This is a genomic window from Paenibacillus sp. DMB20, assembly GCF_000987955.1.
Taxonomy (GTDB): Bacteria; Bacillota; Bacilli; order Paenibacillales; family Paenibacillaceae; genus Paenibacillus_AQ.
In genome coordinates this window covers 18613-32614 of record NZ_LAZU01000053.1, presented here as the reverse complement: position 1 = coordinate 32614, position 14002 = coordinate 18613, and the positions used below count along the sequence as shown (strand labels likewise).

At 49.3% G+C, this 14002-nt stretch carries 17 protein-coding genes; 8 read left to right on the top strand and 9 right to left on the bottom strand.

Annotated elements, in window-relative coordinates; translation table 11 throughout:
* Positions 1-231: 231 nt before the first annotated feature.
* Both XI25_RS28100 and XI25_RS28095 read right to left on the bottom strand, forming a co-directional pair.
* A complete protein-coding gene (locus XI25_RS28100; RefSeq protein ID WP_046681159.1) occupies positions 232-1383 on the bottom strand; it encodes a transglutaminase domain-containing protein in 1152 nt (383 codons plus the stop codon).
* 28 nt (positions 1384-1411) lie between these two features.
* On the bottom strand, positions 1412-1855 hold the full coding sequence (locus XI25_RS28095; RefSeq protein ID WP_046681445.1) for a hypothetical protein: 444 nt from the start codon (positions 1853-1855) through the stop codon (positions 1412-1414).
* 196 nt (positions 1856-2051) lie between these two features.
* Between XI25_RS28095 and XI25_RS28090 the strand changes: the two genes are divergently transcribed.
* Together XI25_RS28090 and XI25_RS28085 are read left to right on the top strand one after the other, a co-directional pair.
* On the top strand, positions 2052-3203 hold the full coding sequence (locus XI25_RS28090) for an MFS transporter (RefSeq protein WP_046681158.1): 1152 nt from the start codon (positions 2052-2054) through the stop codon (positions 3201-3203).
* Between the two features lie 397 nt (positions 3204-3600).
* The gene (locus XI25_RS28085) at positions 3601-3948 is read left to right on the top strand and encodes a toprim domain-containing protein (protein WP_046681444.1); all 348 of its coding nucleotides are present in this window, start codon (positions 3601-3603) and stop codon (positions 3946-3948) included.
* A gap of 79 nt (positions 3949-4027) precedes the next feature.
* Here XI25_RS28085 and XI25_RS28080 read toward each other — a convergent pair whose 3' ends face one another.
* The 3 genes from XI25_RS28080 to XI25_RS28070 form a co-directional block, all read right to left on the bottom strand.
* Positions 4028-4645, bottom strand: a complete 618-nt coding sequence (locus XI25_RS28080; RefSeq protein ID WP_046681157.1) for an SCO family protein — start codon at positions 4643-4645, stop codon at positions 4028-4030.
* A 60-nt stretch (positions 4646-4705) separates the two neighbouring features.
* Positions 4706-5644, bottom strand: a complete 939-nt coding sequence (gene cyoE / locus XI25_RS28075) for a heme o synthase (protein ID WP_046681156.1) — start codon at positions 5642-5644, stop codon at positions 4706-4708.
* 269 nt (positions 5645-5913) lie between these two features.
* Entirely contained in the window at positions 5914-6138 is a 225-nt protein-coding gene (locus XI25_RS28070; RefSeq protein WP_046681443.1) for an alpha/beta-type small acid-soluble spore protein, read from the bottom strand.
* Between the two features lie 124 nt (positions 6139-6262).
* Between XI25_RS28070 and XI25_RS33825 the strand changes: the two genes are divergently transcribed.
* From XI25_RS33825 to XI25_RS28060, 3 genes are all read left to right on the top strand, one after another.
* Positions 6263-6430, top strand: coding sequence for a hypothetical protein (locus XI25_RS33825; protein WP_200901491.1), 168 nt, complete (start codon positions 6263-6265; stop codon positions 6428-6430).
* A 106-nt stretch (positions 6431-6536) separates the two neighbouring features.
* Positions 6537-7514, top strand: a complete 978-nt coding sequence (locus XI25_RS28065) for an aldose 1-epimerase (protein WP_046681155.1) — start codon at positions 6537-6539, stop codon at positions 7512-7514.
* A gap of 232 nt (positions 7515-7746) precedes the next feature.
* Positions 7747-7989, top strand: a complete 243-nt coding sequence (locus XI25_RS28060; protein ID WP_046681442.1) for an alpha/beta-type small acid-soluble spore protein — start codon at positions 7747-7749, stop codon at positions 7987-7989.
* 105 nt (positions 7990-8094) lie between these two features.
* Here the strand turns inward: XI25_RS28060 and XI25_RS28055 are convergent, their stop codons facing one another.
* Positions 8095-8499: a hypothetical protein gene (locus XI25_RS28055; protein WP_046681154.1), complete on the bottom strand. Its 405-nt coding sequence runs from the start codon at positions 8497-8499 to the stop codon at positions 8095-8097.
* A gap of 236 nt (positions 8500-8735) precedes the next feature.
* Positions 8736-10535, bottom strand: a complete 1800-nt coding sequence (locus XI25_RS28050) for a M3 family oligoendopeptidase (protein WP_046681153.1) — start codon at positions 10533-10535, stop codon at positions 8736-8738.
* A gap of 117 nt (positions 10536-10652) precedes the next feature.
* Between XI25_RS28050 and XI25_RS28045 the strand changes: the two genes are divergently transcribed.
* Both XI25_RS28045 and XI25_RS28040 read left to right on the top strand, forming a co-directional pair.
* Complete coding sequence (locus XI25_RS28045) at positions 10653-10838, top strand: YycC family protein (protein ID WP_046681152.1); 186 nt, start codon at positions 10653-10655, stop codon at positions 10836-10838.
* Positions 10835-11065: a hypothetical protein gene (locus XI25_RS28040; protein WP_046681151.1), complete on the top strand. Its 231-nt coding sequence runs from the start codon at positions 10835-10837 to the stop codon at positions 11063-11065. The genes XI25_RS28045 and XI25_RS28040 overlap by 4 nt, the downstream gene beginning before the upstream one ends.
* Positions 11066-11154: 89 nt before the next feature.
* Here the strand turns inward: XI25_RS28040 and XI25_RS28035 are convergent, their stop codons facing one another.
* On the bottom strand, positions 11155-11856 hold the full coding sequence (locus XI25_RS28035; protein WP_046681441.1) for a DUF2225 domain-containing protein: 702 nt from the start codon (positions 11854-11856) through the stop codon (positions 11155-11157).
* 49 nt (positions 11857-11905) lie between these two features.
* On the bottom strand, positions 11906-12283 hold the full coding sequence (locus XI25_RS28030; protein WP_046681150.1) for a globin domain-containing protein: 378 nt from the start codon (positions 12281-12283) through the stop codon (positions 11906-11908).
* Positions 12284-12749: 466 nt separating this feature from the next.
* On the opposite strand from XI25_RS28030, the gene ylbJ reads away from it, so the two are divergent.
* Complete coding sequence (gene ylbJ / locus XI25_RS28025) at positions 12750-13973, top strand: sporulation integral membrane protein YlbJ (RefSeq protein WP_046681149.1); 1224 nt, start codon at positions 12750-12752, stop codon at positions 13971-13973.
* The last annotated feature ends 29 nt before the right edge of the window (positions 13974-14002 follow it).

The window sequence follows — 14002 nt, the reverse complement described above, 5'->3', positions numbered from 1 at the left end:
AGCTTCTCCCCTTTTAACTGCTTTCACATAAGATCATCTTACCACAAACGATATGCCAGGTTCATCTCGACCTTTCTCGAATAAAGATAGCATTTTTTCCAAGTTGTATGAATTCTCAAAAAAACAGCCTTTCTCTAAAGAAAGACTGCCTTAAGAAGTCGATAAAATGCCTATTGGGGCTGCTATAAACAGCTATGGTCATTCGTTAAAAACTGCCGTTTGCTAGTCATCCTAAAATACCTGTTCTTTGATATGGGTTTCGTTGAAACGGGGAGGATTAAACCAGTCTCCGCTCTGCGCCCAGGTCGGGTCGAGGGGAATCCATTGTTTTTTCTCCCGGAGATAAACCTCGTTCCAGGCATGGGGACCGTATCCGCCTTGGCCGTTATAACCTCTTCCCGTCACGACCCGAACCTTTAAATCCTGGGAACGGGCCATCATGGCGTACAACCTGGCGTAATCGATACATACCCCGGTACGGGTATCGTAAGTATCCTGAGGCGTCTGCTCTTTCCATATCCGCTGTTCCTCGTATACCTTTACTTTATCGTAATCGTAAGATACGCGGGTGCCTACCCAATCATAAAGCTTGCGGGCCTTTTCCTCGTCCGTTTCGGCTCCCTTCACGACATGGGCCGCCGTCTGTTCGATGCCCTCCGGAATCGCGTGGTCAATGACCTCGTATTTCTTTTGCATGATTCCGTTGAGCTCTTTTTGCACCGATTGGGTAAAGACCGGCAGCTTCTCCCTTACCAGCGAGCCGGACAACGGCTCAATAACGGCCTGGGCGCCCTGACGATAAACGGGCGATGCCTCCACATAACGGCTGAAGGGGCTATTCGGATTCAGGCTGACCCAAATGAACAGCGCCGCAATGACGATGATGCCGCGCGCGGCTCCCATCAGCACGCCTATGCCTGCTCCCGCAAACCGGCTGACGATCGTCGCCGGCCGTTCCTGCCCCGTCCCGAACAATCCGATTCGTCCCCCGATGGTTAAAGATATCAACAGCCGCAGAATAAAAACAATCAAACTGTAGCTGATCATAAACAAAACCGCAAAACGGAGCAGCGGGAAATTAGCCAGGGAGTTGACTGCCGTATAATAAAGCTGCTCCCAGAACGAAAGCTCCCGCTCGGGAATCCTGCTGCCCAGCGATTCCAGCCAGGAGGATGCTATGGGCGAAAGCCACAGCGTAAACGGAACGGATATGGCAAGCCCCATCAGGCGAAGCAGGGCGTCACCAAGAAAAAAAGCGAGCCGCCCGGCTGAGCGGGAAGCTCCCCGACTCCAACCCTGAATCAAAGAAAAGGCTACGATGAACAGCAGCAAGATGGTAATCGCATTTCCCTCCCGCAAACTGTCGCTCCAAGCCGCAAACATGGAACCCCCCCCTTTCTGACTGACTCTGTTAGCTGCCTGTATTGTTTTTGGCCTGATCGATGTATTCCTGAATCGTCTCGTTCATGTCCCACTTGCCGATAGGGACGCCCCTGAAGGTTATTTCCACTTCCTTAGAGCCCTTCTCCCCTTTCAGCTCCAGATTCGGTGCCTTTATCGTAAATGTCCCGTCACCGTTCGATGTATATTTTGCTTCTTTTGCTTCCTTGACCATCAGGTTCATTACTTCGGCTTTAACGGTATCGACCGTCTCATTCTTGACGGTGGTGACCACTTCGCCAATCTGGTCCAGGGTTACTCCGCTGTAGATCAGCAGCCCCCCGACAATCAATACAACCAGAAGCCATTTAATTACCGTCTTGACCAGATTGACCACGATAAAAAGAACAATCAAGGCAACGGCGATGACCAGCCAGTTTTGTTTCAGAAATTCCAACCATACCTGCGTATCCAACACTGTATCCAAAAAAATCTCACTCCTATCGACATGCCTATAACGGCTGATACGGACAGCCGTTCTTATTGATTATACATGATTCCCCATATGGGTGTCAGCCAGACCCTGGTCTAGGAATTAAAGGTATAAGCTTGACCTTTGGGGCGTACAAGTAGAACATAACCTGTCTCTTGTGCGGGTAGGAGGTGCTTTTGTGAAAACAGCGGTTTGGCTTTACATGTTTTTGTTTTTGGCATTTTTTGATCTGCACGCTCAATATCCCGTTCTTACGCCGTTCGCGATCTCGCTGGGTGCCGCCCCGGCTTTCATCGGATGGATGATGGGCATCTATGCTCTTACCCACTTGCCGGGGAACCTGCTTGCAGGCGGCCTGATCGATAAGCATGGCAGCCGGCGCTACATTATTTTCAGCCTGACTGCGGCCGGCATCATTCTCCTGATGCAGGCCCATGTCCAGATGCCCTGGCAGCTTCTGATTCTCCGCTCCATCAGCGGATTCGTGCTTGCATTTCTATCTCCGGCATGCCTTGCGCTGCTTGCTTCCCTGTCCAAGGATCCAGTCACGCAGGGGAAATATATGTCCGGGCACGGAGTCATCCATACGCTGGCTTCCGTTTTGTCTCCGGCCGCCGGCGCGTTTATCGTTGCCAAAACCGGATTTTCCGGAACTTTCCAGAGTCTGGGCTGGCTGCTCATTTTCACCGGCATCATGGCTTTTTTGACCGTCCCCAAACCCTCTGCTCACTCCGCAAAGAATCCGTCAAGCGCGGCTCAGGGCGACACGTCCGGCAAACTTCCTTTCAGTCTGCGGTTATATTTGATTCCTTTTGCGATTGCCTGCTCACAGGGCATTCTGTTCTTCGAGCTGCCGCTTCGGGCAGGAGGCCAAGCCAGCATCATGTCTACCGGCCTGCTGTTCTCCGCGGTAAGCCTGGGGGCGCTTGTTACCTTGAGCATGCTTTTTCTGAACCGATTCGCGCCCGGAAAAAGAGTGGCTGTCGCCGTTCTCGGCCTGGCCCTCTGTTTTTACGCGTTGGCTGCGGCCGGATCCCTGCCGCTCGTAGGCGTTTTGTTTGTGCTGGGGCTTGCAAAAGGTCTGCTGTTTCCTGCTTTATCGTCCCTGTTCATTGAACTGAGCGGAGGCGGAAAATTGGGCAGGGTATTCTCCTATCAATCGATTGCCATGTCCATAGGCTCGTTTGTGGGTCCCATAGCCGCAGGGCAGCTGAGAGGCAGCATATCTCCCTATTTTGTTGCCTTTGTATTGTTGATGATCGTTTTGCTCTTACTTCCGCAGCGGAAAGCAGCTTCTCCATTGGAGCTTCCTGCGGGAGTCAATCCCTGACGAGAAAACGCAATTCCTTTCGAAGCCAAAAACTGTAGCATTAGGCCAATGCACAAACGGCATGGGTGTTTTCACATATGATACAGTGTGGCAAATGAACCGCCAAGATACAAAATAAACGAGGGGTGAATCCTGTTGAGTAAAGTCCATAAACATTGTTACCCGGTTGATACTTCGGTCGGTTTAATTCTGGTATTATATATTCTGTTGGTCATCGTTCTCAGCTGCATCTAATAAATGAATATGTAAAGCGGCCTTTCCCAGGAGGGGCCGCTTTTTCGTTTTGCATGAATCCGTACCGACAAGTTACACTATACATAATAGGCCGATATCCCTGTCGGAACATTTCCCGGGGAATCTCGGAGAGAAACGCCGGAAAATGACAGAGGTGACTGACTTGTCGATTTACATTATCGTTGAAGGCAAAAATGACCGCAGCCGCCTTCGTCGGCTGCTGACTCCGGATGTTACCATATTATGCACTTTCGGAACGCTGAACACCGTCAAGCTGGAATCGCTTCGCCTCCAGATCAAGGATGAGGAAGTGTATCTGTTTATGGATAATGACAGCTCCGGCAAAAAAATCCGCGGGGTTCTGCGGGACGTTTTTCCCGATGCAGGGCATATTTACACGCGCAGAGGGTATGCTGGAGTGGAAGGCACACCCGATGAATACCTGATTTCCCAGCTTGAAAAGGCCGGCCTGGAGGAGTTTATCATGTATCCTCCCGCCTCGAAATATTAATTTCCCTCTTTATCAGAGCAGCCGTTCAACGCAAAAAAAGCGCCTTGGCCATCTGCAGCAGATGCCGGCGCTTTAGCGTCTATTCGTTAATCAAGTTTTTAATATCCTTTACGACTTCTTCGATCTTTACGTCGTCCGGATTTCCCGCATCGTACATTCTACGGATATTGTTGTCTTGGTCGACCAAAGCGATTCGATTGCCATGGGTGAAATTCGTGGAGTCATTGCCGAGCAGCGGGATTTTAAAAGATTCCACCATCAGTTTTCGGGTTTCTTCCTGATCTCCCCGAAGGAAGTACCAGCCGTTGTAATCCGCGAAAAAACGGTCCCCGAATTTTTTGATTTTATCCCTGGTGTCCGTTTTCGGGTCAAAGGAAATGGAGACGAACTTCGCATCCTTGCCGAAAAGGTCGTCCTTCTTCAACTCGTTCTGAATCTGGGACAGTAAGAAAGTTGTAACGGGGCACACATCCGGACAACTCGTAAAGTAAAAATACATGAGCCGTGCTTTACCCTTGGTATCGTCTCTCGACACCGTTTTGCCATCCACATTCTCCATCGTGAAATCGGCGACCTGCCCCATGACAGGCAGCTTGCTTTTTCCTAAACCCAAAGCGTTTGAAACCAGAAAACCTGCGGCAATGACGCAGACAGCCAGCAGAAGCCACGTCCATTTGTACCGTTTCAGCGTGTTCATTACGTCCCTCTCCCCTTATCCATCGATCGTTATTTCATCTTATAGAAAAAACATCTTACTTTAATGGACGGTATTCAAAACAAGGACGAACAAGCTTAGGGTCAGGTAATTGATGGAGAATAAAAATACTTTTTTGGACCAGGCCGCATCATCCTTTGCACGGAAACCTTTAAGCGCAAGGTATAGCCAAACCAGCGATAGCAGCAGCGAAATGACAAGAAAGAACATGCCCGCATACCCGTATTTATACATGAGTACAGGCAATGGAACAAGCAAAACAAGGTAAGGAATCATTTGGTACTTGGTCCGCTTAATGCCCTTGACAACGGGTAGCAGAGGAAAGCCAGCCGCCCGGTAATCTTCTACACGGCGAATCCCGAGCGCCCAGAAGTGCGGAGGCTGCCACAAAAACAGCATCGCAAACAGAAGTATCGCGCCCATATCCACGGTTCCCGAAACCGCTACGTAACCGATGACCGGCGGCATGGCACCGGATATGGCTCCGACGGATGTGCTCCAGGTCGAAGTGCGTTTCAACCACAGGGTGTATATTACGACATATACAAACATGCCCACCAGACCGAATACGCCGGCCAGCACCCCTGAGAAAATAAACAATACGGCTAGTCCGACAGCTCCCAGGATAACGGCGTACCACAGAACTACTTTTGGGGTTAAACGCCCGGTCGGAAGCGAACGGTTGCGCGTACGTTCCATTTTCATATCCAGATCGCGGTCGAAATAGTTATTAAAAACGCAGGACGAAGCCATGACAAGCACGGTTCCGAGGAGCGTCATGATCATTAAGCCAAATTGAATGTCCCATCGGGACGCCAGCCAGAATCCGGCAAAAGCCGCTATTAAATTAGACCGGATGATTCCGGGTTTCGTCACAGTTATAAAATCTTTCCATGTTCCCTCTTTTTCGGGAGGCGTGGATCTTGCGGATGCCAGTGTTGCGGAATCCGAAGGAGCCTGGTAACTCATATGATTTTCCACGTCTTAACGTTCCTCCTTGTATCTGTCGTTATGGAGGAAGACTGCCTCCGCTATAAAGTTTATCATATCATCGGTAAAAAGTGTTTGGCAATCATCCGGAATTCGTTCCATCTCTATGACAATTCAGTGACATTTGCCATTGTGATTCCATCTTGACGCTGCGCCGGCCGTTAGGGCACAATTTGTCTAAGAATCACCGTTTGCCGAGGATAATGGGCAGGCGAAAAACCCGAAGCGCTATGCACTTCGGGTTAGATTGCAAGTAATAATTACAAGCTGCTGCGTCCGGAAAGGGATTGTTCTGCCAATTGCACAAGGCGTTTTGTGATGTATCCGCCAAGCGATCCGGTTTCACGGGAAGTATAATTACCCATGTAGCCGTCTTGAGGCATGGTTACGCCCAATTCTTGAGCAGCTTCCAATTTAAGTTGCTGCAAAGCTGCGTTTGCTTGTGGTACAACCAGATTATTGCTGCGGGAACCTCTTCGTGCCATGTTATTCATATCTCCCTTCAACTTCAAGTCTAATGTTCCATTGCAAGCTTGCAAGCTTATTATGTCTCCTTCACGAAGTGTTATACCGCAATATTAAAAATATAATTAATGGAGGTTTTTCCCCATGAGCAAAGGCTTGTCTCTATGGTTTGCAGTTTCTTCCATCGTATTGCTCAGCGCGGCAGCCATCTTTATCAGCCATAATATTTGGACTGCCTTAGGGCTCGGCGTCCTGACCGTTTTAAATATCGGATGGGGTTTCATCGTTAAAGCGAAAAAAAGAAGATCCTGATTCGGTTACCTTACGTCAACCCAAGCATTTTTTTACGTAAAGCCGATAAATCTGTTATGATGTGATTAGTTATCTCGGAAGATTACTGTGGTAAAGGAGCAACGATATGAATCAAGTGACCAAAGGACAATGGAATGGTTACGATACTTATATCCTGAACAGCGGCCGGCTGGAAGTAACCCTTCTTCCGCGTCTTGGCAACAATGTCATTGAAATCAAGGACCTGCAGGAACAACGCCAGATTTTGAGGCGGCCGGACGAAAGTGAGTTGGCTTTTTATTTGCAAAAACCTTACCACTTCGGCATGCCGATGCTCATTCCTCCAGGGCGGATATCCAAAGGCCGTTTCGAATACGAAGGAACCCGCTTCCAGTTTGACCAAAATACTGCAAACGAAAACCATATCCACGGCCTGCACAGAACCCAGGCATGGTGTGTTAGTGATATCGAAGAAGATGAGGACGGCTGCACGGTCAGCACGGAATTCTCTACGGCGGACGATTCCCGCTGGATGTCGCAAATGCCGGAGCCGCTAAAACTTGAAATGAATTTCCGTTTGCAGGGCTCCGAATTTCACCAGACGCTGCGAATCACCAACGAGGGCGAGCGAGCCGTTCCTTTCGGAATGGGTTACCATACGTGGTTCCTGCTTGACGGCCGTCCGGATCAATGGACGCTTCAGCTGCCGGTCGATGGCATTTACACGCTCGACGAAGAGTTACTACCCTCGGGCAAAATCGCGCCGTTGAATCAATGGGCCTCCCTTAATACGGGGTTAAATTTAGAAGGCACCGATTTCGATACTATTTTCAAAATTCCGGATGGACAGCCGGCTGAAGCACGGTTAATCCGCAAGGATGGATATGGTATCCATTACACGGCGGACCGCTCTTACTTTAAACATTGGGTCCTCTATACTAAAGGGACGGCCGACCAGTTCCTCTGCATCGAGCCTTACACTTGGCTTCCCAACGCTCCGAATTTGGATCTTCCGGCAGACGTTACCGGCCTGATTCATCTTGGCTCAGGTCAATCCGTCGATCTGCACACAAAATTGGAGATCCGTTACCCGAAAGACTCATGAATAAAGGTTGCTTTACCCTCTTCATTATGACCGAAGAGCCTGGAACCCCTGTTTCAGGCTCTTTTTGTTTGGAACGAAAAATCCCCTCCCTATTCACGTGTCATTTCCCTGCCGTTCCCCTGCTTCGTCGGCTAATATTACCAGGAATGATTGATTACGCTTCACGCATGAGATTCTCTTTTTTCAACCATAATAACTTCATACAACGTCGAAGGAGGTGACAAACATGGGTATGGGTCAAGCTGGACAAAGCCGTAGAAGCGGAAGCCGTTCTAACAACCTGGTCGTTCCCCAAGCTAACGCGGCTCTTCAACAAATGAAGTATGAAGCTGCTCAAGAATTGGGCGTAACGATTCCGCAAGACGGTTACATGGGCAACTACACTTCCCGTGAGACTGGTTCTTTGGGAGGATACATCACTAAGCGTCTGGTTCAAATGGCTGAGCAGCAATTGTCGGGTCGTTCCAACCTGTAATTGATTCTCTTCCCTCCAGATTAAGAAAGAGGCGGTCTTCTCCCCAAAGATCGCCTCTTTCGTCATATATGTATTCAAATATAACGGATAAAAAAAGAAATGATTTCAAGATTCCGAAGCAGCCTCGGAATAAGCAGTTCTAGGGTATCGAATCATCATATTGGCCATATTGTAGTTTGACTCCAGCACGGCATCCACCATTACAATCCCTTGCCTTACCGTGAACTCATAGCTGATCTCTCCGTGTGTCCAGTGACGCTTATGTTTGAGGCTTTCGAGCGCCATGGTACGGAAAGATGACTGCTGAACAGGGTTCAATCCCCCTTCGGCCGGGGCTATGACGCCATTTCGTCCAGCCAGAGGATTGTGCCGGATCCCAAACTTGCCGATGACATTATTTCGTATTTGCACAAATACGGTTCCGGAATTAAGTCCTGCCAACTCTTCTTCTAACTCTTTAAATACCAAATCCAGTTGTCTTGCAAGCGATAATTGCTCCAATTTAATCATTTCAAACCCCCTCCAAATTTACTATAAACCCACTAAATAATAGGGCTTATGACTCATTATAGGCCAGCTGATAGATTTCATCAACAATATACAACATAAATGGGTAATAATTACTATTATTGCATAATAGATCAGCTGATTTTTTTTGGTTTTACGGCATAATTCTTGCTTTTGCGACAAAAAAAGAAGCCCCGAAGGGACTTCGCAAAATACATGATTTTTCAATGTTCAGCAAGTTACGCCAAATGATCCGTCATCCGAAGAAATTGTTGAATGTCGGCGATGCACATGTCGGCTGCGCCTTGCCAGAAATCGCGCTCGGTCAAATCGACACCCAGATGCTTCTTAGCGAGGGCTTCAACGGTCATTACGCCTGTATCGCGAAGAAGGGCATCGTATTTATCGGCAAACGAGCTGCCTTCCTCCAGCGCCCGAACGTAAAGGCCGGTACTGAACATATATCCGAACGTGTACGGGAAATTATAAAACGGCACACCCGTGCTGTAAAAATGAAGCTTGGAAGCCCAGAAATGAGGATGGTAGGATGAAAGGGCATTGCAGTAAGCCTCTTTCTGAGCCTCTTCCATCAGTTCCGAAATTTCCGCCGCATTTAACAGACCTTCTTTTCGCTTGTCATAAAACCGGGTTTCAAAAAGGAAGCGGGCATGAATGTTCATAAAGAACGCTACGCTGTTCTGAATCTTCTCTTCCAGCAGGGCAAGTTTCTCTTCTTCGCTCTTGGCTGCTTTGACCAGAGCATCAGCCACGATCATTTCCGCGAAGGTGGAAGCGGTCTCCGCCACGTTCATGGCATAATCCTGATTCAAGACGGGCAGCCCGCTCATCAGATATTGGTGGTAAGCATGGCCCAGCTCATGCGCCAATGTGGATACATTGGATGACGTTCCCCCAAAAGTCATGAAGATCCGGGTTTGATTGCTCCACTGAAAGGAAGTGCAGAAGCCTCCCGGCCGTTTACCCGGGCGGTCCTCGGCTTCAATCCAGCTCTTGTCAAAGGCCATTTGGGAGAAATCGGCCAGTTTCGGACTGAACTTACGGAACTGCTCCACGATGGTTTGAGCGGCTTCGTCATAGGTTACTTTGGATACGGCCGTGCGAATCGGCGCCTCAACATCGGTCCAGGCCAAGCCTTCAAGCCCAAGGAGCTTGGCTTTGCGGTTCAAATATTCAACGAGCACGGGCTTTGCATCCTGGATTACCGCCCACATTGTCTCCAGCGTCTCCCGGGACATCCGGTTGATCGCAAGCGGCTCCTTCAGCACGTCTTCCCATCCCCGGTTGCCGTAAAGCTTAAGCCGGAATCCCGCAAGATGGTTTAACGTATCCGCGCAATAGTCCTCTGCCGCAGTCCAGGCCTGTTCCCATTTTTCGAACATTTCCTGCCGCACTTCACGGTTCGGGTTATGCAGCTTATTGAACGCCTGACCGGCGGACAACAGTTCGGTCTTGCCGTTCTCTTCATGCGGGATTTGAATTTTGCTTACAATCGTATCGTAAAATTCTCCCCAGCCGTGGTAACCGTCAATGGCAAGCTCGAGCGCAAGGCTTTCCATTTCGGGATTCATTTTTTCGCGTGCCAGGTCACGGCTTTCATTGAGAATGAACTGTAAAGGTGCAGCTTTTTCCGTGGTAAGCCATGATGCCCAAAGGGAATCGTCGATTTCGCGCAGCAAATTGTCGAACTTCGCTTTTATGCTTTGAAGCTCGGCATAAAGCGTTGTTACGCGGCCTGACAATTGGATGGCTTTTTTGTCGTTTTGATCCTGCGCGGCGAGGCAACCGACGAAAGCTCCTGCCTCGCTGGCTTTTGCGACGCATTTTTCAAAAAGCGACAAAATCTCTTCAAGCGGAGAAATTTCCTGCAGATTTGTCGGAACCTTCGCGGACTGTACGGCCTCACGAAGCTGTTTGGCTTCTGCTTCAAGCGATTCCAGGAACGCTTTCAATTCGGGGGAAGAGGAGCCTCCCGGGAAAATCGATTCCAGATCCCATGTTTGACGAAGCGGCTTATTCATGGATTATCAACCTTTCTTCACATCATAAAGTTTTGTAGTTTTACATTTGTACGGTTACCCGGAAAAGTGTATAACTATTATTACAGCACGTCAAAATAAAATTTGGAGGGATTTCAAATGAGACCTTTGCAAATATCGCCGGAAACGGCCCTCATACTCTCAAAAAAACTCGGAGTTCCGCTGGAACACCTTATGCATATGCCGCAGCACATATTAATGCAAAAAATCGCGGAACTTGCCCAAACGGGCGATTCGCCGTCAGACGTTGCGAAGGACCCGCAAGGTTCCACGGAGAAGCCATGATTCCCTTTTCCAATGCCTGGCCTTATGACATTATTTCCGGCGATGTATATGTACAAAGCTGCCCCTTCTGCGGAAGGGACAACGTGCTGCTTCCCATGAAGCCCAAGGAGCTTGTCAGTGTGCGGGAGGGGAAGAAAAAGCTGCTTGTCTTCCCCTGCTGCCATAATAAGGTAATGGTGCTGGACAGCGACGCTGATTATCTTTTAACCGACCAACGGCTTCGATGAGAGCCATCTTTCCATGATACGGATTTTTGGCCATAGACGCTTAAGGCTTCTCTTGCGAGGGGCCTGTTTAGCGTACGGAATTCTTCGGTCTACATTGATCCCGTCTCTTCGGGAAGAGCCATTTTTTCGGCTTTCATCTGCTCGCGAACGGCTGTCCACTGCTCGCGTGACGCACGGATCATGGCGGAATCCACTATTTTCTTATCCTGTATGACCCGGGAGAACCATTGAACCGCTTCGTTATAGCGTCCCAACCGGCGGTTTATTTCTCCGATCAGGTATAACAGCCGGGCATCATTAGCCCCCACTCCCTCCACTTCGTAGACGCGGATGTAGGAATCAAGACAGTGAGCGAGGAAGCGCTTCTCTTGCTTCTCATTTCCTTGATACCTGTACAGCCAGGCAATATGGTGCAGAAGACTTGCGATAATCCGTTCCTTCTCCCGGATGGTCTGAGCGCACAGCAGCGCCAATTTGTACGTCTCCAGGGCATCCCCAAGCGAACGATGTTCGCCGAAATCCCGCTGAACCCAGCGGCTTGAGATTTTGGTCCGAAAATCAGACTTCTGCCGCTCGTTCAGGCTTTCAACCGAATTCTCGGTTGAAGCAAAACCGCATTCCGGGCATACCCGTACTACATAAAAATCCGGATTTTCATTTTTGTAATAACCGCAAAAATCCGTATCCGTTCGATATGCCTTTTTTAAACTCGGCCGAACCCTTGAGGTCTCAAATTCATTTTCGCAGTTGGCGCATGTCACTTTAATTTTGTACAGTGGTTCTAATGTCATATCCATGACACGGACATCCCTTTCCCCCATGCTGGTGTCTTTTCGATGCTTAAGGCGTGTTCACAAAGTGGCGGGCCGGGCCCGATAATCGCTGAAGCACGATTTCCCGAAGCGTCTCCTCCACTCCAATCTCTTCAAGGGCCCCTGCCATGCAGCCAAGCCATTCGTCCGCATGGCGATCCGTGATCGGAAAATTCAGATGCCTGGCTCTCATCATCGGATGCCCGTATGCTTCCGAAAAAAGGGCGGGGCCCCCAAAAAATTGGCTTAAGAACATATACTGCTTCTCCATCACCGGCATGATGTCCTCCGGAAAAAGGGGGGCAAGCATGGCGTTTTGCTGAACTCTCGGGTAAAAAGCCTCCACTAAAGCGCGGATTCCTTCAGCTCCGCCAAGATTATCATAGATGCTAAGACTTGGATTCATCTCCCGTATCTCCCATCTTTAATTAGTTAGTCGCGTCAGTTTATTATACCAATTAGAAACGATTCCGTCGTCCTTCTTCAATAAGGTCAGCGTTTACGGAAGGATTTCATGGGAGCGGCGGGCTATAACAAAAAAGGCGCTAAACCAAGTTTAGCACCCTGTACTTAATTAGTAACTTCTCCAATCCTCTTCACCCTGATGGACGAGAGAGGCACGTATTACATAAACGAAGGCGCATACCAGAATACCCGCGACTATGCTCATGATCATCACTCCATCCAAACATAATTCGAAAGATGTGCTTTGATGCTTTCATTATAGCACAATGTCCTTAAAAATAAAGCATTATTGTAACCGCTTTCCTTCATTTTTTGTACTGTTTGTCCTACCTTTTGCATACAGATTGAGCATTAAGTCTAATTTACGAGGACATCATTTGTTCGGTTCAGGGGGCGCAATCATATCCATGACCATGAAAAAGATCGGGTTGATTCTCCTTATGACGGGACTGCTCAGCATCATCTTCCTGATGGCACTGTATCCGGAAGCAGCGCTGCAGTCGGCCCTTCGAGGGCTGGCCATCTGGTGGGACGTGCTGTTCCCGTCGCTATTTCCCTTTTTTGTGATATCCGAGGTATTGCTCGGTTTTGGTGTCGTGCATCTGGTGGGGACCCTGCTGGATCCCATGATGAAGCCGCTCTTCCGTATCCCCGGCAGCGGCGGTTTTGTGGCGGCGATGGGTTATGTTTCCGGCTACCCTGTTGGGGCCAAACTGACGGCCAAGCTCTGGGAGCAAAAGATGGTGACCCGCGACGAGGGTGAACGTCTGGTTGCCTTTACGACCTCGTCGGATCCTATTTTTTTGATCGGCGCGGTTTCCGTCGGCTTTTTTCACAACCCCCGTATCGGGTTGATTCTTGCTTTAGCCCATTATGGCGGCGGGCTGCTGGTAGGTCTTTTGATGCGATTTCATGGCCGGAAGGAATTTACGGCTAACATCAAACATGAGGGCCCCCGACAGCACAGCCGTTTCAAAGCGGCTATTTATGCGATGCATGCTGCCAGAAAGGCGGACGGACGGGCTTTCGGCATTTTGCTGAAGCAGGCGGTCGAATCCTCCCTCCATCTTATTATTGTCGTAGGCGGGCTGGTTGTATTCTTTTCCGTTTTTCTTGAGCTTTGGACGCAAGCGGGAGCCATTCCTGCTTTAAATCATGTCGTGAATGCATTGCTTTCTTTTGCGGGCGTACCGGAACAGCTTACGACGGCACTGGTCGGCGGTATTTTTGAAGTGACCCTCGGTACCCGTTACGCCGGGACGGCCGGAGACGGCATTCCCCTTCCTTATAAAGCCGCAGCCGCCGCTTTTGCATTATCCTGGGGGGGCTTGTCGGTCCATGCCCAAATCGCCAGCATTTTGAATTCAACCAATCTTCGCTATCTTCCGTTTATGGTTGCCCGGCTGGTACACGGCTTCATAGCCGCAGCAGCCGTACTGCTGCTATGGGAGCCGGTTATGGGAGGTACGGCCGCCTCTTTTGCCGTTCCGGCTGTTTCTTACTTATCCTCGACCGGGTATACCCAAGTTATGGCTTTCTTCTGTATTTTGCTCGGATCGATCATCGGAATGATGCTGTTGGCGGAAGCTATTTATCTCCTGAGACGCAAATCCCGCAATTTCCCGAGGTGAACATTGTTTTCTGTCCTAAGATTGATTAT

Excerpts from the sequence above, each read along its gene's own strand:
- XI25_RS33825 (WP_200901491.1), top strand. The coding sequence starts at position 6,263 with ATGAGCAAAGGCTTGTCTCTATGGTTTGCAGTTTCTTCCATCGTATTG.
- XI25_RS28070 (WP_046681443.1), bottom strand. The coding sequence starts at position 6,138 with ATGGCACGAAGAGGTTCCCGCAGCAATAATCTGGTTGTACCACAAGCA.
- XI25_RS28050 (WP_046681153.1), bottom strand. The coding sequence starts at position 10,535 with ATGAATAAGCCGCTTCGTCAAACATGGGATCTGGAATCGATTTTCCCG.
- XI25_RS28065 (WP_046681155.1), top strand. The coding sequence starts at position 6,537 with ATGAATCAAGTGACCAAAGGACAATGGAATGGTTACGATACTTATATC.
- XI25_RS28055 (WP_046681154.1), bottom strand. The coding sequence starts at position 8,499 with ATGATTAAATTGGAGCAATTATCGCTTGCAAGACAACTGGATTTGGTA.
- XI25_RS28045 (WP_046681152.1), top strand. The coding sequence starts at position 10,653 with ATGAGACCTTTGCAAATATCGCCGGAAACGGCCCTCATACTCTCAAAA.
- XI25_RS28040 (WP_046681151.1), top strand. The coding sequence starts at position 10,835 with ATGATTCCCTTTTCCAATGCCTGGCCTTATGACATTATTTCCGGCGAT.
- XI25_RS28035 (WP_046681441.1), bottom strand. The coding sequence starts at position 11,856 with ATGACATTAGAACCACTGTACAAAATTAAAGTGACATGCGCCAACTGC.
- XI25_RS28030 (WP_046681150.1), bottom strand. The coding sequence starts at position 12,283 with ATGAATCCAAGTCTTAGCATCTATGATAATCTTGGCGGAGCTGAAGGA.
- ylbJ (WP_046681149.1), top strand. The coding sequence starts at position 12,750 with ATGACCATGAAAAAGATCGGGTTGATTCTCCTTATGACGGGACTGCTC.
- XI25_RS28080 (WP_046681157.1), bottom strand. The coding sequence starts at position 4,645 with ATGAACACGCTGAAACGGTACAAATGGACGTGGCTTCTGCTGGCTGTC.
- XI25_RS28100 (WP_046681159.1), bottom strand. The coding sequence starts at position 1,383 with ATGTTTGCGGCTTGGAGCGACAGTTTGCGGGAGGGAAATGCGATTACC.
- XI25_RS28060 (WP_046681442.1), top strand. The coding sequence starts at position 7,747 with ATGGGTCAAGCTGGACAAAGCCGTAGAAGCGGAAGCCGTTCTAACAAC.